Origin of the sequence: Herbaspirillum hiltneri N3 (assembly GCF_001267925.1) — a bacterium.
Classification (GTDB): domain Bacteria; phylum Pseudomonadota; class Gammaproteobacteria; order Burkholderiales; family Burkholderiaceae_D; genus Herbaspirillum; species Herbaspirillum hiltneri.
In genome coordinates this window covers 2932093-2953911 of the sequence record NZ_CP011409.1, presented here as the reverse complement: position 1 = coordinate 2953911, position 21819 = coordinate 2932093, and the positions used below count along the sequence as shown (strand labels likewise).

Sequence of the window (21819 nt, the reverse complement as noted above, 5' to 3'; positions counted from 1 at the left end):
TCATTCAAATGTGGCGGCCGGGATCTCGCCGTTCAGCACGGCGCGGGCGCGGGTCTTGTCGATGTCCTTTTCCCAGGTGGCGACCACAACGGTGGCGACGCAGTTGCCGAGCAGATTGCCAAGTGCGCGCATGATGCCGATGAACCAGTCGATCGACAGCACCAGCACCAAGCCGACCACCGGAATCGCCGGGATCGTCGTCAGCGTCGCCGCCAGGATCACGATGGCCGAACCCGGCACGCCGTGTGCGCCCTTGGAGGTGATCAAGGCAATCGCCAGGATCATCAGCAGGTCGCCCATCGCGAGATGCGTGTTGGTGGCCTGCGCAATGAACACGGCCGCCATGGTCAGATAGATGGAGAACGCATCGAGGTTGAACGAGTAGCCGGTCGGGATCACCAGGCCGACGGTCGACTTCTTGATGCCCATGTGTTCGAGCTTTCGCATGACTTGTGGCAGCACGCTGTCGGATGAAGCGGTTGCCAGCACCACGATCAGTTCTTCGCGGAGGTAGGTGATCAGCTTGAAGATGCTCAGTCCGGAAGTGCGCAGGATCGCCCCCAGCACCACCACCACGAAGAAGATCACCGCGCCGTAGAACAGCAGCACCAGCATGCCGAGCTGCTTGAGCGAACCGATGCCGTAGCGGCCGACCGTGAACGCAATCGCACCGAACACCCCCAGCGGCGCCAGGCGGATGATGAACGCCATGCACTTGAAGAAGGCTTCCGACAGAGATGCGATCAGCGAGACGGCAGGCTGGCCTTTGTCGCCGATCAGCAGCAGGGCGCAGCCGAAGATGACCGAGATCAGCAAGACCTGGAGGACGTCGCCGGAGGTGAATGCGCTCACGATGGTGCTCGGGATCAGTTTCATGATGAAGTCGGCGAAGCTGGTGCCTCTGACCTTGCCGGCGGTCTCGACGTAGCTGGACAAGCCGCTGGCGTCGAGGTTGGTCGGGTCGATGTTCATGCCCGCACCGGGCTGGAACACGAAGGCCAGCACCAGGCCGAGGAGCAATGCGATGGTGGTCACGACTTCAAAGTAGATGATGGCCTTGACGCCGACGCTGCCGACCTTCTTCAGGTCGCTGGCGCCGCAGATTCCTTGCACCACCACGCAAAACACGATCACCGGAATGATCATCTTGATCAGCTTGATGAAGCCGTCGCCCAGCGGTTTGAGGCTCTGGCCGAAATCAGGGTAGAACAGTCCGACGACGATGCCGGCAATCAGGGCGATGACGACCTGCCCGAACAAAGATTTGAAAAATCGATTCACCTTGGTCTCCTGGTGTGGTTCTGGATGGGCGCCCTTATAGGCTTGTGTATATGGGTATGCCCGCTGTATTTGATTCAGCTTTTGTACTCTTTTGTACTGTTCACCGCACAGCCGCTCCTCCGGCTGTTGTTCCATTGTCCATGGCGGTCCTTGTTTGAAAATTCTTTTGACGCGCCGGAACAAGCTCACTATATTGCATACAATTTGTGAATACAATAAAAATATGCAATCCTGATGACTTCAAGGAGACTGCCGTGAAAACTGTTCCAGAGCAATACCGGTCTTGCGGGCAAGAAATCATGCAGCGCGCCGATGCGCTTGCCGTGCATACGGAAGCCGTCGGCATGCTGACGCGCACTTACCTCACGCCCATGCATCATGCCGCCGCGAAACAGGTCGGCGAGTGGATGAACGCCGCCGGCATGCAGGTTCGCCGCGACGACGCCGGCAACGTCATCGGCCGTTACGAAGCCGCACCCGGACACGAAAAGGCTGCGGCGTTGGTCACCGGTTCGCATTTCGATACGGTGCGCAATGGCGGCAAGTACGACGGCAATCTGGGCATTCTGTTGCCGGTGTCATGCATAGCGGCCTGGCACCGGGAAGGCCGGCGTTTCCCGTTCCCGATTGAAGTGATCGGATTTGCGGAAGAAGAGGGTGTGCGCTTCAAGGCGACCTTGCTGGGCAGCCGCGCCGTCGCCGGCACCTTTGACAAGACCGTGCTGGATAACCTCGACGAGCAGGGCAACAGCATGCGCGAGGTCATGCGCGCGGCCGGCTTCGATCCGGACCGCCTCGATGCATCGGCGTGGCCGGCGGCGGCCGTCGCAGCCTTTGTCGAAGTGCATATCGAACAGGGACCGCTGCTGCTCAACGAAGCGCTGCCGGTCGGCGTGGTGACCGCGATCTCCGGCGCAACGCGTTTCATGGCGGAGCTGCAGGGGCTGGCCGGACACGCAGGCACGGTGCCGATGCACATGCGTCGCGATGCCGCGATGACGGCAGCCGAGATCGGTCTGTACATCGAACAGCGCTGCAGCGGCCGGGCCGGCCTGGTCGGCACGATGGGCATCATGGAGGTGCCGAACGGCGCCGCTAACGTGGTGCCCGGCAGTGCGCGCTTTTCCATCGACATCCGCGCCGAGCAGGACGAGGTCCGCGAGGATGCGGTGGCGGACGTCGAAGCCGAAATCGAACGCATCTGCGCACGCCGCAACGTCGCCATTACCCTGCGAAAAACGCATCAGGCTAGCAGCGTTCCGTGCGCCGGCCATCTGCAAAAGCAACTGGCGAATGCCATCGAAGCATGCGGTCTGCCGCTGCGCCATCTGCCTTCGGGCGCCGGCCATGATGCGATGGCAATTGCGGCCATCGCCGATGTGGCAATGCTGTTCGTCCGCTGCGGCAACGGCGGCATCAGCCATCACCCCGACGAAATCATGAGCGAAGACGACGCGGCGATTGCCGCGCAGGTGTTCAGCCGCTTCGTCGAAAACTTCGCGGCCTGACTCCGGTCCGTCGCTATCCTCCATTCATTGCAAAGGAATATTCATTCATGACCACCATCACCATCGACGGTTTCAACCTCAACGCCGCGCAAGTCGTCAGCATCTCTCGTGGAAACAATGGCACGTACGCCAAAGTCGCGCTGGCCGACTCCTCGCGCGCGGCCCTGAAGCAAAGCCGCGACTTCATCGAGTCGACCTGGATGCACGACGAAGCACCCATGATGTACAGCTTCAACACCGGCGTCGGCTTGCTGAAGGACACCCGCATCAAGGTCGAGCACATCGAACTGTTCCAGACCCAGCTCATCAAGGCGCACAGCGCCGGCATCGGCGAACCGTTCTCCGAAGAAGTCAGCCGCGCCACCATGCTGCTGCGCGCCAACGCCTTCGCCAGCAACTACTCCGCCCCGCGCGTGGAAGTGGTCGATCGCCTGCTGGCCTTCCTCAACGCCGGCATCCATCCGATCATGCCGCAAAAGGGTTCCGTCGGCGCCTCCGGAGATCTGGCGCCGCTGGCCTACCTGGCCGCCGCCATCGTCGGTTTCGACGAAGCCGAAGTGATGTACCAGGGCAAGCGCATGAGCGCTCCCGACGCCATCACCCAGGCCGGCATCGGCCCGGTCAAGTTCGACCTCAAGGCCAAGGACGCCTCGGCGCTGATCAACGGCTGCACCGCCTCGCTGGCCGTGGCCGTGCTGGCCGCGCACGATTCGCGCAACCTGCTCACCGACGCCTGCGTCTCGCTGGGCCTCACGCTCGAAGCCATGCGGGCCGAGATGTCCGCCTTCGACCCCCGCATCCAGCAGGCGCGCCCGCACGCCGGCCAGATCAAGACCGCAGAAGTCATTCGCACTTTGCTGAAGGGATCGACCCGCACCACCCACGAAGCCCGTGCGGTGCAACTGCCGGACGAATCGCGCCGCACCGACATTCCGTACTCCTCGCGCATCCAGGACGTCTACTCGCTGCGCTGCGCGCCGCAGGTCTATGGCCCGGTGTTCGATGCGCTGGACTACATCGACACCATCGTCGACAAGGAAATCAACTCCGCCACCGACAATCCGCTGATCTTTGACAAAGAAGGCGGCGGCTTCGAGATCATCTCCGGCGGCAACTTCCACGGCCAGTACCTGGCGCAGGCGATGGACTTGCTGGCGATGACCATCACCGACCTGGGCAGCATCTGCGAACGCCGCATTGCGCGGCTGATCGACCCGACCCTGTCGTGGGGCCTGCCGCGCAACCTGATGAGCGGCGTGCGCGGGGTCAACACCGGCTATCCGGTGGTGCAGTGCTCGATGAGTTCGCTGGTCATGGAAAACCGCACGCTGTCCATGCCGGGCAGCGTCGACAGCATCCCGTCCAAGGGCAACAGCGAAGACCACGTCTCCAACTCGACCTGGTGCGCGCGAAGGCCGCCACGGTGGTGGCCAATACGCAGTACATCGTCGGCGTGGAGATGCTGCTGGCGGCGCAGGGGCTGACCATGACGGAAGAGTTGTTGAAGGACTTCGTGCTGGGCGAGGGAACGCAGGCGGCGTATGAAGAGATCCGCAAGCAAATCCCGGCGTGCCTGGATGGCGACCGCTGGTTCCACAACGATATCCAGGCAGCGCATTCGTTCATTACCAGCGGGTCGGTGCGTGAGGCGGTGGTGGCGCGGATCGGCAAGTTCGTCTGAACCGGTTCGCCGGATAGTCAATTAAAAAAACAAACAGGGAAGGGCCGTCATGTTTACCTCAATCAGAACGCGTATTTTATTTTTCAGCATTGCCTTGCTTGTTGCGAGCCTGGGCGTAGTCGGCGCCGTCTCTTACGTCATCGTCAAGGCGGACAACGACCGCGCCATCGACGAGAGCGCGCGTTCCATTGCCGACGGCTATGCCTCGGCGATCAACGAATGGGTCGCGGCCAAGGCCAGCATGGCCGCGGCAGCGGCAGACGGTGTGTTGCAAGCCGATCCGGTATTCGTCATCAAGCAGTTGCAGAAGAGCGGCGGCTTCTATGTCACGACCTTCGGCAAGGAAGACAAGACTGCCTACACGTCCGCCGAGGGATTGCCGGCCGGCTACGATCCGACCGGTCGGTCCTGGTACCAGCAATCGGTCAAGGCCGGAAAGGCCGTGGTGACCAAACCCTACACCGATGTCGTGACGAAGAAACCGATGGTGTCCTTCACCGCGCAGGTGAGAAAAGACGGCGTCTTGCAGGGCGTGGTGGCGGCTGCGGTGTTCCTCGACGGCGTCAGCAATGTGGTGAAAGCGGTGCATCCGACCCCGGCCAGTTTTGCCTTCCTGGTCGACCGCGACGGCATGATGCTGGCCCACCCGGATGCGCAATGGATCAACAAGCCGGTCAAGGACTGGAACCCCGAACTGACGGCGGAACGTCTCAATAGCCTGGCCGGCAATGACGCCAGCAAGGAAATCGTGCTCAACGGCGCCGCCAAGCTGGTTCAGGCAATCGCGGTCAAAGACACCGAATGGACCTTGCTGGTGGCGATCGACAAGGCCGACGTCAACGCCGGCATGCGCCACGCCACGCAATCGTCGCTGATCGCCATCGTGCTGGTGGCGGCGTTGGCGGCACTGATCCTGCGACTGATCACTGCGGCGGTGTTCCGGCGCCTGTCGCAGGTGCGCAATGCGATGGACAGCATCGGTTCCGGCAACGGCGACCTGACCATGCGCCTGCCGGAAGACGGCAAGGATGAAGTCACCCAGATCGCCAGGTCCTTCAACGTCTTCGTGCAAAAGATCACCACCATCTTGCAAGAGATCCGGCATACCAGCGACGCCGTCAAGGTATCGTCGTCCGAAATCGCCAGCGGCAACCTCGACTTGTCCGGCCGCACCGAGCAGCAAGCCGGAGCCCTGGAAGAAACCGCTTCCGCGATGGAAGAACTGACCTCCACCGTCAAGCAGAACTCGGACAATGCACGGCAGGCCAATCAACTGGCGCTGGCGGCATCGGCGATTGCCAAAGAAGGCGGCGAAGTGGTCGGCAACGTCGTCGCCACCATGGAAGCCATCAATCAGTCGTCGCGCCAGATTGTCGACATCATCGGCGTGATCGACGGCATTGCGTTCCAGACCAACATTCTTGCCTTGAACGCCGCAGTGGAAGCCGCGCGGGCCGGTGAGCAAGGGCGTGGTTTTGCGGTGGTGGCGAGCGAAGTGCGCAGCCTGGCGCAACGCAGCGCGCAAGCCGCCAAGGAAATCAAGGTGCTGATCGACTCGTCGGTATCGAAGGTGAGCGACGGCGGCCTGCTGGTCGAGAAGGCCGGGCAGACCATGGTGGAAATCGTCGACAGCGTCAGGAACGTCAGCGCCATCGTGAGCGAAATCGCCAACGCCAGTTCCGAGCAAAGCACCGGCATCGAAGAAATCAACCGCGCCATCACGCACATGGATGAGGCCACGCAGCAGAACGCCGCGCTGGTGGAGCAAGCCGCCGCAGCCGCGCAATCATTGCAGGATCAGGCGACCAGCTTGGCGGCCATTGTCGGCGGATTCAAGATGGCGACGCCGCAGTGATTTGAGAGGCTCATCGCAGAAATGTGCGCGGGCGGCTGGTCGTCAAACAGCCGCCCGATTAAGCTGGTTCCGTTCAAACAACCTGGAACCGGCATGCTCTCGAAACAATATTCACACCGCCTTCCCGTCGACTACGACGTCAGCGCCATCCGTCGTCGCGCCGCCGCACGCGGCCCGATGTGGGACGACACGCCGGGTCTGTACTTCAAGTCCTTCTCGTTGCGCGAGGCCGGCAAGAACGGTGCGCCCACCAACGTCTATTCTTCAATCTATCTGTGGAAGGATGCGGCCGCCGCCGCCGACTTCCTGACCAGCGATCGTTTCGATGCGGTGCTGGCCGCCTTCGGCCGGCCCGGTGTCGAGATGTGGCTGCCGCTGGATGTGCAAGCCGGTCCGGCGCTGCAGGGACGCTGGATCTATCGCGAAGACCTGCCATTTGGAGACACCACCGACATGGGAGCGTTGCGTGACGCCGAACGCGAACGTAATCAAGCCTTGGCGCAGCGCGCGGAGACGGTTGCCGCAGTGACCGCGCTCGATCCGGCCGGCTGGAAACTGGTGCGGCTGCATATTACGTCGGCGTTCTACGATGCAGGGCATGCCGGCGACGGTTATGAAGTGCTGCATCTGGCGCAGCCCTTGCTGGGAGAACTGCGCAAATAAGACGATGCAGCGGGCCCGCGGCAGATACGCAAAAATTCCGTTATGGCGCCGCTATCCCTTGCTGACACTGCACTGATGGAAAAAACTTTCGCATAAGGACATACGAATTCATTCGTTTGTCGGGAGTTTTCGCTTGCCTATACTTGATCGCAGCTTCTCGCTTCGACATGTCTACGCAAAGGAAAACTCATGACCCTGGATCGCAGAACCGTACTCAAGCAGTTGGCCGCAAGCGGCGTCGGCGCCGGTGCGGCGATATTGGGTCTGCAAGCGCGTGCGGCCAACAAGCCGGCGATTGTGCGCATCGGTGTGGCGCAGCCTGGCATCGGCAATCCGCCGCAATTCTCCGGCAGCTCGGCGGCTGTCGCCAACGCCAAGGGCTGGGTCGAAGAGGAGTTCAAGGCCGACGGCATCAAGGTCGAGTGGTTCTTCTTCAAAGGCGCCGGTCCGGCAGTCAATGAAGCCTTGAGCAACAAGCAGCTGGATTTCGCTTTCCAGGGCGACCTGCCTTCCATCGTGGCGAAATCGGCGGGACTCAAGACCAGGCTGATCCTGGCTACCGGCGTGCGATCCAACATCTATCTCGCGGTGCCGCCAGACTCGCCGATCCAATCCGTCAAGGATCTGCGCGGCAAGCGCGTCGCCATCTTCAAGGGCACCAACGCGCAGTTGCCGATCAATCGCGTCCTGGAGGCGAACAGCCTGCAGGAGCGCGACCTGCGCGCCATCAATCTCGATCAGGCCACCACGCTGGCGGCGCTAAGCACCAAGGACATCGACGCCGCGTTCGGCAACATCAACCTGCTGCGCCTGCGCGACAAGAACGCCGCGCGCATCGTCTACAGCAGCAAAGGCGGCTCACCGATTTTCACGACGCAGTCGCACGTGCTGGTGACGGACGAATTTGCGCAGCAATATCCGCAAATCACCGCGCGCGTGGTCAAGACGTTCGTGAAGACCTCGAAGTGGGCGTCGGACGAAGTCAACCGGGAAGAGGTGCTGCGCCTGTGGGCCAAGGCCGGAACGCCTTACGAACACTGGCGCGAAGACTACGACGGCGAGCCGTTGCGCGTGCGCATCAATCCCAACTTCGATCCTTTCCTGGTCGCGCGCTACAAGGATTCGGTCGAACAAGCCTATCGCCTGAAACTGAGCCGGTCCAGGTTCGATGTCGATCAATGGATCGATCAGCGTTACCTCAAGGCTGCTCTGAAAGAGCTGAACCTGGAAACCTATTGGCCGATTTTCCAGGTCAACGGCAAGATCCTGGGGACCTGACCCATGAGCGCGCAGCAGGCAGTTCTGGAGTTGCCATCCTCCGCATCGCCGGTTCCTGAACTCGCGCAGGAGCAAGGGAAGGCGCCGCGTGCGCGCTTCCGCGGCAACTGGTCGCCGCGCTGGCTGGCCTTGCCGTTTCCCTTGTTCCTGTTGCTGCTGTGGCATGTCGCCGCGCAATTCGAATGGGTGGCGCCGCAGGTGTTGCCTTCGCCGCAATCGGTGTTGCTGACCTTCATTGATCTGGCGGCTTCGGGCGAGATGTTCGACAACCTCAAGATCAGTTTGCTGCGCGTGCTGCTCGGCTTCGGCGTGGGCCTGGCCGGCGGCTTGCTGCTGGGTGTGGCGATGGGCCTGTCGCGGGTATTCAAGGACTATGTCTATCCGCTGTTCAAGGCGTTCAGCCAGGTTCCGGTGCTCGGGTGGCTGCCCTTGCTGATGCTGCTGGTGGGCATTGACGAGGCGCTCAAGATCATCCTGATTTCCAAGGCGGCGCTGGTGCCGATTGCGCTCAATACATTCAAGGGCATCGAGAACGTGCCGGCGCGCTATGTCGAAGTGGCGCGCGTGCTTAGGTTCTCGCGCTGGCAGCTGCTGACGCGCGTGATCTTCCCGGCAGCGCTGCCGCCGGTCTGGAACGGGGTGCGCTATGGCTTTACCCATGCCTGGCTGGCGCTGGTGGTGGTCGAGTTGTTGGCTTCGTCGGAGGGCCTGGGCTACATGATCGTGTTCGGGCGGCAGTTGTTTCAGCTCGATGTCGTGATGGCGGCGGTGGTGGTGGTCGGCGCGGTCGGTTATGTGCTGGACCGCGTGCTGGCGCGCATTGAAACAGTGCTGCTCGGCTGGCGCCGTACCGGCTTCTGAACGGGAAATCATCATGGCGCGATCCTCTTCTTACGACACGCAAGACAAGCACCCCGTGCCGAAATTCCTGCGCGGCTGGATTTTGCCGGCGGCGCTCGTGCTGCTGTGGTGGCTGGCGGTGAAATTCAACTGGTCGGCTTCTCCCTTGCTGGTGCCGGTCGACAAGGTGTGGGACACCGCGGTCCGGCAAGTCCGCAGCGGCGAGTTGGCAATAGCGCTGGAAGCCAGCTTGCGCCGCGACCTGATCGGCTTCGCCATCGGCGTCAGCGCAGGGCTGGCGTTCGGGATCGCCTTCGGCTTGTCGCGACTGTTCGAGCGCCTGATCGGGCCGACCTTCCACACGCTCAAGCAGATTTCGCTGTTCGCCTGGATTCCGCTGCTGTCGGTCTGGTTCGGCCTGGGCGATGCCGCCAAGGTGGCGTTCCTGTCGCTGGCGGCATTTTTCCCGGTGGTGCTCAACACCTTCGAAGGCATACGCAGCGTGCCGGCCGATCTGGTCGAGGCGGCGCGGGTACTGAAATTCAATCGCCGCCAGTGGCTGTACAAACTGATCCTGCCGGCGGCGGCGCCGTCGATCCTGGCCGGCATCCATCTGGCGCTGATCTACGCGTGGCTGGCGACGCTGGGGGCGGAATACCTGCTGGTGTCGGGCAAGGGCATCGGCAACACCATGATCGATGGCCGTGAATTGTTCCTGATGGACCTGGTGATTTTCGGCGTGATCGTGGTCGGCTTTGTCGGCTTCGCGCTGAACTGGCTGGCGGCGCGGCTGGAACGCCGTTTGCTGGCGTGGCGCGGCCGTTCGGTCGCGCAATTTTAAGGAGTCGATATGTCGCAAGCCGGCACGCTGGACATCCAGCATCTCAGTAAATCCTATCCCGTGAAGAACGGCGACCTGGCGGTCCTCGAAGACGTCACGCTGACCATCGCGCCGGGCGAGTTCGTCAGCATCGTCGGCTCCAGCGGCTGCGGAAAATCGACCTTGCTGCGCCTGATCGTGGGACTGGAAGAGGACTATCAGGGCGAGGTGCTGCTGGATGGCGAACGCATTGTCGGCACCAGCCTGCGGCGCGGCATCGTGTTCCAGGAGCACCGGCTGTTTCCCTGGCTGACGGTGGAGAGCAATATCCAGCTGGGGCTGCTCAACGCCGACCTGACACCGGGGCAGAAACGCCAGGCGGTGCGCGAACACATCGCGCTGGTCGGGCTCGACGGCTTCGAAAAATCCTATCCGCATCAGCTGTCGGGCGGCATGGCGCAGCGCGTGGCGATTGCACGCGCGCTGGTGAGCAAGCCGGAGATCCTGCTGCTGGACGAACCATTCGGTGCGCTTGATGCCTTGACGCGCGCATACCTGCAGCAGGAGCTGCATCGTATCTGGCAAGCCGAGGGCATCAGCATGATCCTGGTGACGCATGACGTCGAGGAGGCGATTTACCTGGGTGACAAGGTGGTGGTGATGGAGCCGCGGCCGGGACGCATCCGTCGCATCGTGCCGGTCGGTCTGGCGCATCCGCGCGAACGCGCAGCAGTCGGTTTTGCCGAGGTCAAGCAGCAGGTGCTGCGGGAATTTTCGGGCGACAGCGCCAGCCTCGCCGAGCCGCCTTTGCGCAGCGATGCGACCGATCCGGAGTTGCCGGAACATTCGCGCCAGTGGCGCTTCGCCATCTGATGGCGCGCATCAGAAGATTGCCGTATTTCCCGCAAGACGTAAACCCCAGCCAGTCATTTTCGTGAAGGAGAACAAGATGTCCGAAGCATTGCTCGATCTGAATCCCGTCGCCGGCCGCATCGGCGCCGAAATCCGCAACGTGCGCCTGTCCGGCGACCTCGGCCGGGAGACATTCAACGCCATCCGCCAGGCGCTGCTGAAGTACAAGGTACTGTTCTTCCGCGGACAACAGCATCTGGACGACGCCGGCCAGGAGGCCTTCGCCGGACTGTGGGGTGAACTCGTGGCGCATCCGACCGTGCCGGTACGCGACGGCACCGGTTATTTGCTCGAACTGGATTCGGTGCATGGCGGCCGCGCCAACTCGTGGCATACCGACGTCACCTTCGATCTGGCGTATCCGCAGGCGTCGATCCTGCGCGCCGTGGTGATTCCGCAGGCGGGCGGCGACACCGTATGGGCGAACACGGCGCAGGCTTATCTCGATTTGCCGCCGGCCTTGCGCCAGTTGGCCGACAGCCTGTGGGCGCTGCACACGAATGACTACGACTATGCGGCGCGCTTCAATACCGATGACGCCGGTCTCAAGCGTTATCGCGAAGTCTTCACGTCGACGATCTATGAAACCGAACATCCGGTGGTGCGCGTGCATCCGGAGAGCGGTGAGCGCACCCTGGTGCTGGGACATTTCGTCAAGAAGCTGCTCGGTTATCCGACCGGCGATTCGGAGCATCTTCTGAAGCTGCTGGAAAGCTATGTCACTCGCCTGGAAAATACGGTGCGCTGGCGCTGGACGGCAGGCGACATCGCGATCTGGGATAACCGCGCGACCCAACACTATGCGATCAACGATTACGGCAGCCAGCATCGCGTGGTGCGGCGCGTGACGATAGCCGGCGACGTGCCGGTCGGTGTCGACGGTCGACGCAGCGTGTCGCGCAATGTCCAGGACAAGGTGCGCACGCACGGAGTCGCTACCGATTCAGGCGTGGCGGTGGCGTCATGAGCGGCCCGAAAAAACAACTGCGCCTGGGTGCCTTCCTGCAGGCGACCGGACATCACGTGGCGGGTTGGCGGCATCCGCGCGCGCAACCAGATGCCGGCCAGAACATCGCGCATTACCGGCAGATCGCACAGACCGCCGAGCGCGCCAGGTTCGATGCCTTGTTCCTGGCCGACGGTGTGGCGATTCGTTCGCACGATGCAGAGACCTTGCACCTGACGTCGCGCGCGGCGACCTTCGAGCCGCTGACGCTGTTGTCGGCGCTGTCGCAATCGACCGCGCACATCGGGCTGGTGGCGACGGTGTCGACCACTTATAACGAGCCTTACCATGTGGCGCGCAAATTCGCCTCGCTCGACCATCTGAGCAACGGCCGCGCGGGGTGGAACGTGGTGACCTCGTGGTCGGAGTCGGAGGCGCACAACTTCAATCTCGACAAGCATCCCGAGCACGGTGCACGGTATGAACGCGCTGAAGAATTCGTCGACGTCGTGCGCGGCTTGTGGGACAGCTGGGAAGACGACGCCTTCCGCTTCGACCAGGCCGAGGGCGTGCATTTCGATAGCAGCAAGCTGCATGCGATCCATCACAAGGGCAAGCATTTCTCGGTGCGCGGGCCGCTCAATGTGGCGCGCCCTGTGCAGGGACATCCGGTGGTGGTGCAGGCCGGGTCGTCCGGGCCGGGCCAGGAGCTGGCGGCGCGCACGGCGGAAGTGATCTTTACCGCTCAGCAATCGCTGGAAGACGCGCAGCATTTCTACAGCGGGCTGAAATCGCGTCTCGCCAAATACGGCCGCGAACCTGATGAATTGAAGATCATGCCGGGAGTGTTCCCGGTAGTCGGCCGCAGCGAAAGCGAAGCACGGGAGAAGTTCGAAGAACTGCAATCGCTGATTCACCCCAGCGTCGGCCTGTCGCTGCTGCAACAGCATCTGGGCGGCATCGACCTGTCCGGATATCCGCTCGACGGCCCGCTGCCGGAAAACCTGCAGGAGCCGAACGGCACCAAGAGCCGCTTCCAACTGGTGACGGCGCTGGCGCGACGCGAGCAGCTGACGATCCGCCAGCTATACCTGCGCGTGGCGACTGCGCGCGGTCACTGGTCCATCCACGGTACGCCGGAGAGCATCGTCGACCGGCTTGAAGAGTGGTTCCTGAAGGGTGGCGCGGATGGGTTCAATATCATGCCGCCGACCTTGCCGGGCGGACTCGACGACTTCGTCGAGCTGGTGCTGCCGGAATTGCGCCGGCGCGGCTTGTTCCGCACCGAGTATGAAGGAAAGACCTTGCGCGAAAACCTGGGACTGGCGCGACCGGCGCACAGGATCTACCGGCAGGGCGGCGACATATTGGATCGGGTGGCTTAAAAAGAGGGGATGCCCACGTAAAAACGGCCTGGCTGCTTGCGCATGCCAGGCCGTTTTTATTGGTTGATCAGTATCGGCGGATCAGATCAGCGGATATCCAGAGCGCGGTTCACGCTCAGCGCCGCCAGCGAGCAGACCGCGCCCGACAGCAGGTAGATGCTCACGTAAGCCAGGCCGAAGTGCGCCGACAATCCCAGCGCCACCAGGGGTGCAAAACCTGCGCCGACCAGCCAGGCCAGATCGGAGGTCAGCGCCGCGCCGGTGTAGCGATACTTGCTCGGGAAGTTGGCGGTCACCGCACCGGCGGCCTGGCCGTAGGACAGACCGAGCAGGGCGAAGCCGACCAGGATGAAGATGTCCTGTCCGGTGTCGCCGCCGTTGATCAGCGTCGGCACGAAGCCGCTCAGCACCGCGATCAGCACCGCCAGGGCGCCCAGCGTGGTGCGCCGGCCGAAGCGGTCGGCGATGGGGCCGGACAGCACGATGCCGACCATCATCAGCACCGCACCGAACACCTGCACCATCAGGAAGTCGCTCATCGAGCGCATCGAATACAGCGAGATCCACGACAGCGGGAACACCGACACCAGATGGAACAGTGCATAGCTGGCCAGTGCGGCAAGGGCGCCGATGATCAGGTTGCGGCCCTGGGTGCGGGCAATCTCGACGACGCTGGTCGGTTCCAGTTCACGTTCGGCCAGCAGGCTGGCATATTCCTCCGAGGCTACCAGGCGCAGACGGGCGAACAGCGCCACGACGTTGATTGCGAAGGCGACATAGAACGGATAGCGCCAGCCCCACTCGAGGAAGTCGTCGCTGCTCAGGTTGCCGATCAGGTAGGCGAACACCAGGCCGGCGACGATGAAGCCGACAGGCGCACCGAGCTGGCCGAGCATGGCGTACCAGCCGCGCTTGTTCTTCGGCACGTTGAGCGCCAGCAGCGACGGCAAGCCGTCCCAGGAACCGCCCAGCGCCAGGCCCTGGCCGATACGCAGCACGGAGAGCAGCACGATGGCGGTGAAGCCCAGATGTTCATATGTCGGCAGGAAAGCGATGCCGGCCGTCGACAGGCCCAGCAGGAACAGGGCAAGCGTCAGCTTGACCTCGCGCCCGAGCTTTTTCTGGATGGCCATGAACAGCATGGTGCCGAACGGACGCGCCAGAAACGCGAAGGCAAAAATGGTGAAGGAGTAGAGCGTGCCCTCGAGGCGTTGTTCAAATGGAAAGAAAATAGTGGGAAAAACCAACACCGAGGCTATGGCATACACGAAGAAATCGAAGTATTCTGAAGCCCTTCCGATGACCACGCCGATTGCAATATCGCCGGGTGCAATCACTGGATGATCAGATTTGGCATTGTTGACATTATCAGAACCACCGACAGGCGTATTTGCAGAAAATTTGCCAGGAACTTCAGGGTGATGAATATGAGTGCTAGCCATGATCATTGTCTCTCTTTCTTGGTTCGGTCTGTAATGCCGCTACGTTCCGCCGGCACATTGGCAAATTCACCATCTAGATGACCGCGAGGGTAGGACAAATTGTCCAATCGCCAATGCCGAACGGTAAGTGTACATTAGCATGATTTGATAGCTCCGACTGGACTTTCCCTGCATGTTTTCACATCTCATTCGCCGCGGATTCATTTTTCTGCTCGCAATTCTGCTGGCCGGTTGCAATACGGTCGTCCTGAACCCTTCGGGAGACATCGCCAACCAGCAAGGCAGGCTGATCGTCATTTCCACCATCCTGATGCTGCTGATTATCGTTCCGGTGATCGTGCTGATCGTCCTTTTCGCCTGGCGCTATCGCCAGAACAATACCGCCGCGCGCTATGAGCCTGACTGGGATCACTCGACCCAGCTCGAGCTGGTCATCTGGGGCGCGCCGCTGCTGATCATCATCGCGCTCGGCCTGCTGACCTGGATCAGCACCCACACGCTCGATCCGTACCGCAAGCTGTCGCGCCTCGATGCGCAGCGCCCGATACCTGAAAACGTCAAGCCGCTGACCGTGGAAGTGGTCGCGCTGGACTGGAAGTGGCTGTTCATCTATCCGGAGCAAGGCATCGCCACCGTCAATGAACTGGCGGCGCCGGTCGACCGTCCGATCGAATTCAGGATTACCGCTTCGACCGTGATGAATTCCTTCTATATCCCGGCGCTGGCAGGACAGATTTACGCGATGCCGGGCATGCAGACCAAGCTCAACGCCGTCATCAACAAGCCGGGCGAGTTTGAAGGCTTCTCCGCCAACTACAGCGGCGCCGGTTTCTCGGACATGCGCTTCAAGTTCCACGGCGTGAGCGATGGCGACTTCGACGCCTGGGTCAAGAAAGTCAAGTCCAGCGGCGGCGCCCTCAAGCGCGCTGAATATATGGCGCTGGAAAAGCCGAGCATCAAGGACCCGGTGCAGCATTTCAATGCCGTCGACGGCACGCTGTTCCACGCGATCCTGAATCGTTGCGTCGCCGAAGGCCAGGTTTGCATGGACCAGCAGATGATGACCGACAAGAACGTCAAGGATGACGCCAAGGGCGAAAAGACCGAAAAGGGCGCCGCCAGGGCTGCCTCGCAGGAAGTCGCCATGGCAGGCAGCCAGCACCACCATGAATAATCAATCGAAAGAATCGCCGGCGGCAGTGATGCACGCAGCCGGCAAGTGCGCCATGCGAGCTGCAATGCATGGCGCCGCGACCTTCTTTTTCAGCGGAAAGTAACGATGCTAGACCATATTGACATGACCAAGCTGATCTTCGGCCGTCTCAGCTGGGAAGCGATTCCCTTTCATGAACCCATCTTGCTGATCACCTTCATCGGCGTGCTGATCGGCGGCGCCGCCGTACTCGGCGGCATTACCTATTTCCGCCTGTGGGGAACCTTGTGGCGCGACTGGATCACCAGCATCGACCACAAGAAAATCGGCATCATGTATGTCATCCTCGGCATCGTCATGCTGTTGCGCGGCTTTGCCGATGCGCTGATGATGCGCGCCCAGCAGGCGCTGTCCTTCGGCGACTCGGCCGGCTTCCTGCCGCCGCATCACTACGACCAGGTCTTCACCGCCCACGGCGTGATCATGATCTTCTTCGTGGCGATGCCGCTGGTGACCGGCCTGATGAACTACGTCGTGCCGCTGCAGATCGGCGCACGCGACGTGGCTTTCCCTTTCCTGAACAACTTCAGCTTCTGGATGACTACATTCGGCGCGGGCCTGGTCATGGCTTCGCTGTTCGTCGGCGAATTCGCCCGCACCGGCTGGCTGGCTTATCCACCATTGTCGGGCATCCTCGGCAGTCCTGATGTGGGGGTGGATTATTACATATGGTCATTGCAGATTGCCGGGGTAGGGACGCTGCTGTCAGGCATCAACCTGATCGCCACCATCGTCAAGATGCGCGCGCCGGGCATGAACATGATGAAGATGCCCGTCTTCACCTGGACTGCACTGTGCACCAACGTGCTGATCGTCGCCGCTTTCCCGATCCTGACGGCCGTGCTCGGCATGCTGTCGCTGGACCGCGTGTTTGGCACCAACTTCTTCACCAACGATCTCGGCGGCAACGCCATGATGTACGTGAACCTGATCTGGATCTGGGGCCACCCTGAGGTGTACATCCTGATTCTGCCGGCCTTCGGCATTTTCTCGGAAATCGTCTCGACCTTCAGCGGCAAGCGCCTGTTCGGCTACACCTCGATGGTGTATGCGACCGTCGTGATCACCATCCTGTCCTACCTGGTCTGGCTGCATCACTTCTTCACCATGGGTTCGGGGGCGAGCGTCAATTCGTTCTTCGGCATCACCACGATGATCATTTCGATCCCGACCGGCGCCAAGATTTTCAACTGGCTGTTCACCATGTACCGCGGCCGCATCCGTTTCGAAGTGCCCATGCTGTGGACCATCGGTTTCATGATCACCTTCGTCATCGGCGGCATGACCGGCGTGATGCTGGCGGTTCCGCCGGCCGACTTCGTGCTGCACAACAGCCTGTTCCTGATTGCTCACTTCCACAACGTGATCATCGGCGGCGTGGTGTTCGGCATGTTCGCAGGCATCAACTTCTGGTTCCCCAAGGCTTTCGGCTACAAGCTGGACGATTTCTGGGGCCGTTGCAGCTTCTGGTTCTGGTGCATAGGCTTCTGGGTCGCCTTCACGCCGCTGTACGTGCTGGGCTTCATGGGCGTTACCCGCCGCATGAGCCACTTCGAAGATCCTTCCCTGCAGATCTGGTTCCAGATCGCTGCTTTCGGCGCCTTGCTGATTGCCGCGGGTATCGGCTCGTTCATCATCCAGCTGGTGGTCAGCTACCTGCGCCGCGACAAGCTGCGCGACACGACCGGCGACCCATGGCGCGCCCGTACGCTGGAATGGTCGACCTCGTCGCCGCCGCCGGACTACAACTTCGCGTTCACGCCGCGCGTGCATGACAACGACGCTTGGGCCGACATGAAGGCCAACGGCTACACCCGTCCGAAAGATGGTTTCGTGCCTATCCACATGCCGAAGAACACCGGTGCGGGCTTCATCATCGCCGCCCTGAGCGCCGTGATCGGCTTTGCCGTGATCTGGCAAATGTGGCTGGTGGCCGGCGCCGGTTTCGTCGCCCTGATGGCCGCGATCATCACCCACACATTCAATTACAAACGCGATTACTACATCCCGGCCGACGACGTCGTCCGTGTTGAAGCCAACCGCACACGCTTGCTGGATAGCCATGTCTGAGATTTCACATTCCTCCTCCGCAACCATGGACGCGTCGCCTAGTTCGCGCTACTTCGTCAGGGAACATCATCCGGAAAACGGCACCTTGCTGGGTTTCTGGATGTACCTGATGAGCGATTGCCTGATCTTCGCCTGCCTGTTTGCCACTTACGCCGTGCTCGGCCGCAACTATGCGGGCGGTCCGACCGGCGCCGAGCTGTTCGACCTGCCGCTGGTGGCGGTCAATACTTCCTTGCTGCTGTTGTCGTCGATCACGTACGGCTTCGCCATGCTGGAAATGCAAAAGAAGAAGGTCAAAACCACGCTGATCTGGCTGGCCGTCACCGGCTTGCTGGGCGCCGGTTTCATCTACCTGGAGCTGTATGAGTTTGCGCACCTGATCCATGAAGGCGCCGGCCCGCAACGCAGCGGTTTCCTGACTTCCTTCTTCGCACTGGTGGCAACCCACGGTCTGCACGTCAGTTTCGGCATCGTCTGGCTGATCACGCTGATGTTCCAGATCAACAAGCACGGCCTGACGCCTGAAAACGGTCGTCGCCTGATGTGCCTGTCGATGTTCTGGCACTTTCTGGATGTGGTCTGGATCGGCGTCTTCACCTTTGTTTACCTGATGGGAGTCCTGCCATGAGCGCGCCACAGCACCAAGAACATCCGTCGCACGCGGAAAAGTACGGCCATCAGGACGGCTTCGACGTACATCATCACGACCATACCGCCGACCACGGCAGCCTGAAGAGCTACACCATCGGCTTCGTGCTGGCGGTGATCCTGACGGCCATTCCGTTCTGGCTGGTCATGGGCAACGTGATCGAAAAATCCAGCACGGCAGGCCTGGTCCTGCTGGGTCTGGCGGTGGTGCAGATCGTGGTCCACATGATCTACTTCCTGCACATGAACTCCAAGTCCGAAGGCGGCTGGACCATCCTGGCCCTGATCTTCACGATCATGGTCGTGGTCATCATGCTGGCCGGTTCGCTGTGGGTCATGTATCACCTGAATCACAATATGATGCCGGGCATGAGCCAGGACCTGATGCAGGAAGCCGTACCGGGCTCGATGCAAAACATGCAGCACAACATGCCTGGCATGAAGTGACCTGCAAGCACCCGTCGTAATCAGTAGTGACCTCAAGCCACTCTCCAGGGCGCGCCGTTGCGGAAGCAGCGCCGCGCCCTCGGTCTTCCGGGCTGCGCCGTTTCCTTGCGGCCTGCATGCTCGCGGTTTTCCTCGGATTCCTTGCGCTCGGCGCCTGGCAGGTCAAGCGCCTGTTCTGGAAACTCGACCTGATCGAGCGCGTCGACCGCCGCGTGCATGCGGCGCCGGTCGCGGCGCCGGTCGCGGCTCCCGGCGTGGATGCCTGGCCGGCCGTGACGGCTGATTCCCATGAATATCTGCATGTGCGCCTGAGCGGCACCTTCCTCTACGCCAAAACCGCGCGCGTACAGGCCTTGTCACGGCTGGGTGCCGGCTTCTGGCTACTGACCCCGCTGCGCGGCGCCGACGGCGTCACGACGCTGGTCAACCGCGGCTTCATCGCCGGCGGTGCGCGCGACGAGAAGGAGGGCGCAGCCGATGCGCCTGCCGATGTCGTCGGTTTGCTGCGCATCAGCGAACCGCATGGCGGCTTCCTGCGCAAGAACGACGCTGCCGGGGATCGCTGGTTTTCGCGCGACGTCGCCGCCATCGCGGCATCGCGGCAGCTGGAACGGCAGTTGGAAAGTGTTGCGCCGTATTTCGTCGACGCCGAGGACACGGGTAGCGCGGCATCGGAGCAGCAGCGCGCTGCAAGCGGACAAGCCGTGGGCGGCCTGACCGTGATTTCCTTCCCCAACAACCATCTGGTCTACGCACTGACCTGGTTCGGGCTGGCCCTGATGACTGCCGGCGCCGTCTTCTGGATCAGGCGCGACGAAAGACGCCGCCTGCCGGACGCCGGTGAAAACAAAGATGGCAAGCAGGCTCCGGACGCGGGATAATTCCGGCAACTTCGTCGCTCCCGACCCGCCAATTGACTCGTTTACCATGATCGACAGCGTCATCCCGCCAGGCCCGGAAACCGCCCATACGCCTGATCGCGCCGCCGGACACAAGAACATGCTGCAGCTGATCCAGCTGCGCTGGATCGCCGTGTTCGGCCAGATCACTACGATCATCGTGGTGATTTTCGGCTTCGACATTCAATTGCCGCTGCCGCACATGCTGGAAGTGCTGGCCTGCCTGATCGCCTTCAACATCGGCAGCCACCTGCGCTGGCATGAGCGCCCCTTCGTCACCAACCGCGAACTGTTCCTGGCGCTGCTGGTCGACGTCGCCACACTCACCGCGCAGCTCTACCTCAGCGGCGGCGCCAGCAACCCGTTTGCCTTCCTGTACCTGCTGCAGGTGATCCTGAGCGCGGTGCTGCTGGAAACCTGGTCCACCTGGACCATCGTCTGCATCACCGGCCTGTGCTTTGCCGGCCTGTCGCAGTTCTTCATGCCGCTGTCGCTGCCGCCGGACCACGATGAAGGCCTGTTCAGCCTCTACGTCGAAGGCATGTTGATCAGTTTCCTGCTGATCGCCTCTTTGCTGGCCATCTTCATCACGCGCATCAGCAGCAACCGCCGCGCCGGCGATGCCCAGCTGGCGGCCTTGCGCCAACGCGCCGCCGAAGAAGATCACATCGTGCGCATGGGCCTGCTGGCGTCCGGCGCCGCGCATGAGCTCGGCACGCCGCTGGCAACGCTGGCGGTGATCCTCGGCGACTGGCGGCGCATGCCCGAATTCAGCAGCAATCCCGTGCTGATCGAAGAGATCAGCGAAATGCAGATCCAGCTGCAGCGTTGCAAAACCATCGTCAGCGGCGTGCTGTTGTCGGCCGGAGAAGCGCGCGGCGAGTCCTCGGTCAAGACGACCCTTAATACCTTCCTGGGCGACATCGCCGAGGAATTCCGGACGACGCGTCCCATCGTCGCCTTCGACTACCGCAACCTCATCGAACACGACATGCCTGTCGCGTTCGACTCCGCACTCAAACAAATGATCTGCAACGTCCTCGACAATGCGCTGGAAGCCTCGCCGCGCTGGCTCAGCCTCACGGCTGCGCGCGAAGCCGACGAACTGATCCTCAGCGTGGACGACACCGGTCCAGGTTTTGTACCGTCGATGTTGGACCAGATCGGCAAGCCTTACCAATCGACCAAAGCCAAAACCGGCGGCGGACTGGGCTTGTTCTTCGTGGTCAACGTCGCGCGCAAACTCGGTGGTGCCGTCACCGCGCACAACCGTGTCGAAAACGGCCATGTCGCCGGCGCCACGGTGCGCCTGACGCTGCCGCTGTCAGCTATCAGCCTGGAATCGGAAAATACCGCGGTCGAAGAGGACTCGCACAAGGAAGAGCGCCATGCCGACTGAACGCCTGCTGCTCATCATCGAAGACGATGCTGCCTTCGCTCGCACGCTGAGCCGCTCGTTCGAACGGCGCGGCTATACCGTCCTGCACGCCGCCAGCCAGGATGAAGCCGCAGCTTTGCTGGCGCAGCACAATCCCGGCTACGCGGTGGTCGACCTCAAGCTCAACGGCAACACCTCCGGCCTGTCCTGCGTGCAGATGCTGCACCAGCACAACGAGGCCATGCTGATCGTGGTGCTGACCGGATTCGCCAGCATCGGCACGGCGGTGGAGGCGATCAAGCTGGGCGCCTGCCAGTATCTCGCCAAACCATCCAACACCGACGACATCGAAGCCGCTTTCGGGCACATCGCCGGCAATACGGAGGTGGAACTCACGGCGCGCTCGACCTCGATCAAGAACCTCGAATGGGAACGCATCCACGAAGTACTGGTGGAGACCGATTTCAACATCTCGGAAACGGCGCGCCGTCTCGGCATGCACCGGCGCACGCTGGCGCGCAAGCTGGAAAAGCAGCGCGTCAAGTAAATCGCG

At 61.9% G+C, this 21819-nt stretch carries 18 protein-coding genes and 1 pseudogene; 17 read left to right on the top strand and 2 right to left on the bottom strand.

Features of this window, described 5'->3' with window-relative positions:
* Positions 1-1281 carry a C4-dicarboxylate transporter DctA gene (locus tag F506_RS13355; protein ID WP_053198166.1) on the bottom strand — a complete coding sequence of 427 codons (1281 nt, stop codon included), beginning with the start codon at positions 1279-1281 and terminating at the stop codon, positions 1-3.
* A gap of 254 nt (positions 1282-1535) precedes the next feature.
* On the opposite strand from F506_RS13355, the gene F506_RS13350 reads away from it, so the two are divergent.
* The 10 genes and pseudogenes from F506_RS13350 (at position 1536) to F506_RS13305 (ending at position 13169) form a co-directional block, all read left to right on the top strand.
* Positions 1536-2789 carry an allantoate amidohydrolase gene (locus F506_RS13350; protein ID WP_083457868.1) on the top strand — a complete coding sequence of 418 codons (1254 nt, stop codon included), beginning with the start codon at positions 1536-1538 and terminating at the stop codon, positions 2787-2789.
* Between the two features lie 47 nt (positions 2790-2836).
* Positions 2837-4470, top strand: a pseudogene (locus F506_RS13345) (HAL/PAL/TAL family ammonia-lyase).
* Positions 4471-4519: 49 nt separating this feature from the next.
* Positions 4520-6325, top strand: a complete 1806-nt coding sequence (locus F506_RS13340) for a methyl-accepting chemotaxis protein (RefSeq protein ID WP_053198163.1) — start codon at positions 4520-4522, stop codon at positions 6323-6325.
* A gap of 93 nt (positions 6326-6418) precedes the next feature.
* Complete coding sequence (locus F506_RS13335) at positions 6419-6988, top strand: DUF4865 family protein (RefSeq protein WP_053198160.1); 570 nt, start codon at positions 6419-6421, stop codon at positions 6986-6988.
* A 189-nt stretch (positions 6989-7177) separates the two neighbouring features.
* A complete protein-coding gene (locus tag F506_RS13330) occupies positions 7178-8266 on the top strand; it encodes an ABC transporter substrate-binding protein (protein ID WP_053198159.1) in 1089 nt (362 codons plus the stop codon).
* Between the two features lie 3 nt (positions 8267-8269).
* The gene (locus F506_RS13325) at positions 8270-9127 is read left to right on the top strand and encodes an ABC transporter permease (RefSeq protein ID WP_053198157.1); all 858 of its coding nucleotides are present in this window, start codon (positions 8270-8272) and stop codon (positions 9125-9127) included.
* Positions 9128-9140: 13 nt separating this feature from the next.
* Positions 9141-9947, top strand: coding sequence for an ABC transporter permease (locus F506_RS13320; RefSeq protein ID WP_053198156.1), 807 nt, complete (start codon positions 9141-9143; stop codon positions 9945-9947).
* 9 nt (positions 9948-9956) lie between these two features.
* The gene (locus F506_RS13315; protein ID WP_053198154.1) at positions 9957-10799 is read left to right on the top strand and encodes an ABC transporter ATP-binding protein; all 843 of its coding nucleotides are present in this window, start codon (positions 9957-9959) and stop codon (positions 10797-10799) included.
* A gap of 76 nt (positions 10800-10875) precedes the next feature.
* The gene (locus F506_RS13310) at positions 10876-11805 is read left to right on the top strand and encodes a TauD/TfdA dioxygenase family protein (RefSeq protein ID WP_053198152.1); all 930 of its coding nucleotides are present in this window, start codon (positions 10876-10878) and stop codon (positions 11803-11805) included.
* A complete protein-coding gene (locus F506_RS13305; RefSeq protein WP_053198150.1) occupies positions 11802-13169 on the top strand; it encodes an LLM class flavin-dependent oxidoreductase in 1368 nt (455 codons plus the stop codon). The genes F506_RS13310 and F506_RS13305 overlap by 4 nt, the downstream gene beginning before the upstream one ends.
* Positions 13170-13255: 86 nt before the next feature.
* Here the strand turns inward: F506_RS13305 and F506_RS13300 are convergent, their stop codons facing one another.
* Entirely contained in the window at positions 13256-14611 is a 1356-nt protein-coding gene (locus tag F506_RS13300; RefSeq protein ID WP_053201585.1) for an MFS transporter, read from the bottom strand.
* Between the two features lie 172 nt (positions 14612-14783).
* Between F506_RS13300 and cyoA the strand changes: the two genes are divergently transcribed.
* The 7 genes from cyoA (at position 14784) to F506_RS13265 (ending at position 21813) form a co-directional block, all read left to right on the top strand.
* Complete coding sequence (gene cyoA, locus F506_RS13295; RefSeq protein WP_053198147.1) at positions 14784-15785, top strand: ubiquinol oxidase subunit II; 1002 nt, start codon at positions 14784-14786, stop codon at positions 15783-15785.
* Between the two features lie 105 nt (positions 15786-15890).
* Positions 15891-17894 (top strand): cytochrome o ubiquinol oxidase subunit I, encoded by a 2004-nt coding sequence (gene cyoB / locus F506_RS13290; protein ID WP_053198144.1) that lies wholly within the window; start codon positions 15891-15893, stop codon positions 17892-17894.
* Positions 17887-18522, top strand: coding sequence for a cytochrome o ubiquinol oxidase subunit III (gene cyoC / locus F506_RS13285; RefSeq protein WP_053198140.1), 636 nt, complete (start codon positions 17887-17889; stop codon positions 18520-18522). The genes cyoB and cyoC overlap by 8 nt, the downstream gene beginning before the upstream one ends.
* Positions 18519-18989 (top strand): cytochrome o ubiquinol oxidase subunit IV, encoded by a 471-nt coding sequence (cyoD, locus tag F506_RS13280; RefSeq protein WP_053198137.1) that lies wholly within the window; start codon positions 18519-18521, stop codon positions 18987-18989. The genes cyoC and cyoD overlap by 4 nt, the downstream gene beginning before the upstream one ends.
* Positions 18990-19105: 116 nt before the next feature.
* Positions 19106-19870 carry an SURF1 family protein gene (locus F506_RS13275; RefSeq protein WP_053198135.1) on the top strand — a complete coding sequence of 255 codons (765 nt, stop codon included), beginning with the start codon at positions 19106-19108 and terminating at the stop codon, positions 19868-19870.
* A 46-nt stretch (positions 19871-19916) separates the two neighbouring features.
* Positions 19917-21287, top strand: coding sequence for an ATP-binding protein (locus F506_RS13270; RefSeq protein WP_053198134.1), 1371 nt, complete (start codon positions 19917-19919; stop codon positions 21285-21287).
* The gene (locus F506_RS13265; RefSeq protein ID WP_053198133.1) at positions 21277-21813 is read left to right on the top strand and encodes a response regulator transcription factor; all 537 of its coding nucleotides are present in this window, start codon (positions 21277-21279) and stop codon (positions 21811-21813) included. The genes F506_RS13270 and F506_RS13265 overlap by 11 nt, the downstream gene beginning before the upstream one ends.
* Positions 21814-21819 lie beyond the last annotated feature (6 nt).

What these genes read in the sequence shown, in the direction of transcription:
- F506_RS13305 (WP_053198150.1), top strand. Translation starts at nt 11,802, where the DNA reads ATGAGCGGCCCGAAAAAACAACTGCGCCTGGGTGCCTTCCTGCAGGCG.
- F506_RS13300 (WP_053201585.1), bottom strand. Translation starts at nt 14,611, where the DNA reads ATGGCTAGCACTCATATTCATCACCCTGAAGTTCCTGGCAAATTTTCT.
- F506_RS13330 (WP_053198159.1), top strand. Translation starts at nt 7,178, where the DNA reads ATGACCCTGGATCGCAGAACCGTACTCAAGCAGTTGGCCGCAAGCGGC.
- cyoB (WP_053198144.1), top strand. Translation starts at nt 15,891, where the DNA reads ATGCTAGACCATATTGACATGACCAAGCTGATCTTCGGCCGTCTCAGC.
- F506_RS13320 (WP_053198156.1), top strand. Translation starts at nt 9,141, where the DNA reads ATGGCGCGATCCTCTTCTTACGACACGCAAGACAAGCACCCCGTGCCG.
- F506_RS13310 (WP_053198152.1), top strand. Translation starts at nt 10,876, where the DNA reads ATGTCCGAAGCATTGCTCGATCTGAATCCCGTCGCCGGCCGCATCGGC.
- F506_RS13265 (WP_053198133.1), top strand. Translation starts at nt 21,277, where the DNA reads ATGCCGACTGAACGCCTGCTGCTCATCATCGAAGACGATGCTGCCTTC.
- F506_RS13275 (WP_053198135.1), top strand. Translation starts at nt 19,106, where the DNA reads ATGCTCGCGGTTTTCCTCGGATTCCTTGCGCTCGGCGCCTGGCAGGTC.
- cyoA (WP_053198147.1), top strand. Translation starts at nt 14,784, where the DNA reads ATGTTTTCACATCTCATTCGCCGCGGATTCATTTTTCTGCTCGCAATT.
- F506_RS13315 (WP_053198154.1), top strand. Translation starts at nt 9,957, where the DNA reads ATGTCGCAAGCCGGCACGCTGGACATCCAGCATCTCAGTAAATCCTAT.
- cyoD (WP_053198137.1), top strand. Translation starts at nt 18,519, where the DNA reads ATGAGCGCGCCACAGCACCAAGAACATCCGTCGCACGCGGAAAAGTAC.
- F506_RS13270 (WP_053198134.1), top strand. Translation starts at nt 19,917, where the DNA reads ATGATCGACAGCGTCATCCCGCCAGGCCCGGAAACCGCCCATACGCCT.
- cyoC (WP_053198140.1), top strand. Translation starts at nt 17,887, where the DNA reads ATGTCTGAGATTTCACATTCCTCCTCCGCAACCATGGACGCGTCGCCT.
- F506_RS13340 (WP_053198163.1), top strand. Translation starts at nt 4,520, where the DNA reads ATGTTTACCTCAATCAGAACGCGTATTTTATTTTTCAGCATTGCCTTG.
- F506_RS13325 (WP_053198157.1), top strand. Translation starts at nt 8,270, where the DNA reads ATGAGCGCGCAGCAGGCAGTTCTGGAGTTGCCATCCTCCGCATCGCCG.
- F506_RS13335 (WP_053198160.1), top strand. Translation starts at nt 6,419, where the DNA reads ATGCTCTCGAAACAATATTCACACCGCCTTCCCGTCGACTACGACGTC.